Annotated in this window: 2 protein-coding genes; both read left to right on the top strand. The window is 39.1% G+C overall.

From position 1 onward, the window contains the following. Positions 1 to 318, top strand: a 318-nt coding sequence (locus QOS01_RS10205) for an IS30 family transposase (protein WP_283622250.1), incomplete at its 5' end; no start/stop codon positions are given. 139 nt (positions 319 to 457) lie between these two features. Beyond that, a partial coding sequence (locus QOS01_RS10200) for a YSIRK-type signal peptide-containing protein (RefSeq protein WP_283622249.1) occupies positions 458 to 2,559 on the top strand: 2,102 nt, incomplete at its 3' end.

Genomic DNA, 2,559 nt, shown 5'->3' with positions numbered 1-2,559 from the left:
TATCGCATTTTTAAAACAATTACTTCTGATAATGGTTCTGAATTTAGTGAGTTAACGCGAGTTCATGACCATGTTTTTTACACTGACCCATATTCTCCTTGGGAACGCGGATCCAATGAGATCAATAACCGGTTTCTCCGCAAGGAGATTACCAAAGGTGAAGCTATAAATAACTATAGTAGTGCTCAGATCATAGCGACTAATGATTGGATGAATCACTATCCACGAGCTATGTTTAATGGACATTCGTCAATGGATATCTATCGTAAGGCTTTCTACCAAGAGATATCACAGCTCCATCGACCAATAATCAATTGATCAGTATTATTTATTTGAGTCCAGTGGCTAACTTATTCTTGAAATTTAGGAATCGTTTTTTTGATAGATTTATACGAAGTATATGATACACTAAAAGTGTGATAAGTATATATATTTTATGAGCTTAGGAGGAACGGATATGGTTTCGAAAAACAATCATCAATTCTACCAACAAAAGCATGCCGAAAGGAAGCAACGTTGGGGACTACGGAAGTTATCTGTAGGAGTAGCATCAGTATTGTTGGGGACAACTTTTATGCTACATAGCAACCATGCGGTATCAGCCGATACGGTGCCAACTACTACACCTACTGATGCTACTGTCCAAACAGATAGCAATGTAGCAGACCATCAAGGTTCTGAAGTACCATTGCGGACTACAGCTGATAAAGAAGAAACGGTAGCAACCACAACTAATGCTGAAGAAAAAGTAGTGGCAACAAATACCCAAGATACTACGCAAGATAAAGACAAGCAGACAAATGCGAATGAAACTACGCAAGATACTACCAATGTCGACAAAAAAGATCCTGAAGTAAAGCCGACTAACGACGCAAAAACACCAGCTACGCAAAATACTACCAATGTCGACAAAAAAGATACTGAAGTAACGCCGGCTAACGACGCAACAACACCAGCTACACAACAGACAACCGCCAAGTCTAAAGTACTGGCTGCACGACGACTACTAGTAATGAAGGAAGCCTCGACTAGCTTACCGATTTCAAACCAAGACATTAAGCTGGAGGATTCCCAGCCCATGTTAACGGAGATAAGTAATAAGCCCACGGATAACTGGGTATACAAGAACCTGAAGCGGTATAAGGACTCTTCAACAGCAAAAGTAAAGGAAATCTTGCAAAACTACACTACCAACGATGAGAGCGGGAGATACTACTTTGCCGGTGTTGCTAACTATAATGAATCTTTACATGCTATCTATTTATTGGCCCGCTCAAATAATTTGAATGATAATAATTTATATGTAACAATTTTGCATACTGGATTTAAAAATATACAAGAAGCAGTGGTAGCACCTGGTGAATCAAAGAAGGTTGAGTATGGTAGAACTAATCATACTCCAATTTTTACTAATTATGATGGGACTAGTGTTTCAATTAGTCTTGATGGGATCGAAAAAGACGATGATATACAGGGCATGGTGGTTGGTTTTGCATATGGTCAAGATACCGGAATTTCTGGAGACCCAGCTTCATATGGAAATGGCTTTATGATGACTCCAATGCCAACGAAAATGACAACTACGATTCATTATATTGATCAAGCAACGGGAGACGAACTTGCAGTGCCAAAATCTTTTGAAGGTGTTGCTTATCAGAAATACACAATTACCGGAGAGGCACCAACTATTGATGGATATACATTGAAACAATCGCCAGAGACCACAGGATCTATCTCCCCATATAAAGTGGGTGAATCGTATGATTTTAGACTTGATAAACATGTAGTTATAAAGCAAACAGTAATTAACTCTCAAGGGTTGGTTCGAGTTACTGCGTATCATGATGGTGAAGTGCTTAATAATACGACACGTTACTTGGGGAACAAGTTAAATGTTAACGATCGCATGTCGTTTATTTCGCATGGAAAATGGTACACATATATAAATCAGATTACATCAACTAATGATGGTATTGTTTACTATTATGCAAAGGATGGTAGTGAAGATAAGTCTGAAGTTAGAGTTCATTATATCGATGTAACTGGGAATAAAAATTCTATTTTTGTGCCGGGAGATGGGGAAGAAGTAGCAACAGATAAGATTAGTGGTAAATTGGGAGAAACTTATAATTATAATGTCAATGTACCAACGGACTATAATTTGGCGACCAATCAAGCAAATACTGTAAATGGAACATATACTATTGATCATCACGATGAATATGTGTATGTAGTCAAAAAGACTTCAGCAGAGAAGCTGGATCCAACGGTTAAAGACAAGACCAAGGTTGATGACCCAACGAAGCTGACTGCTGGCGAAAAGAAAGAAGTCGAAGACAACATTCGTGATAACAACCCTGGCTTACCAGAAGGAACCAAGATTGATGTGGGTGACAATGGAGATACCACAATTACCTACCCAGACAAGTCAGTCGACACAATCACAGGCGATAAGCTGGTTGAAGCAAAGAAGAGTGCTGACAAGCTGGATCCAACGGTTAAAGACAAGACCAAGGTTGATGACCCAACGAAGCTGACTGCTGGCGAAAAGAAAGAAGT

It is taken from the genome of Limosilactobacillus avium (assembly GCF_947381485.1).
GTDB lineage: Bacteria > Bacillota > Bacilli > Lactobacillales > Lactobacillaceae > Limosilactobacillus > Limosilactobacillus avium.
The sequence above is the reverse complement of the archived record's forward strand: the minus strand, read 5'-3'. Positions and strand labels throughout refer to the sequence as shown.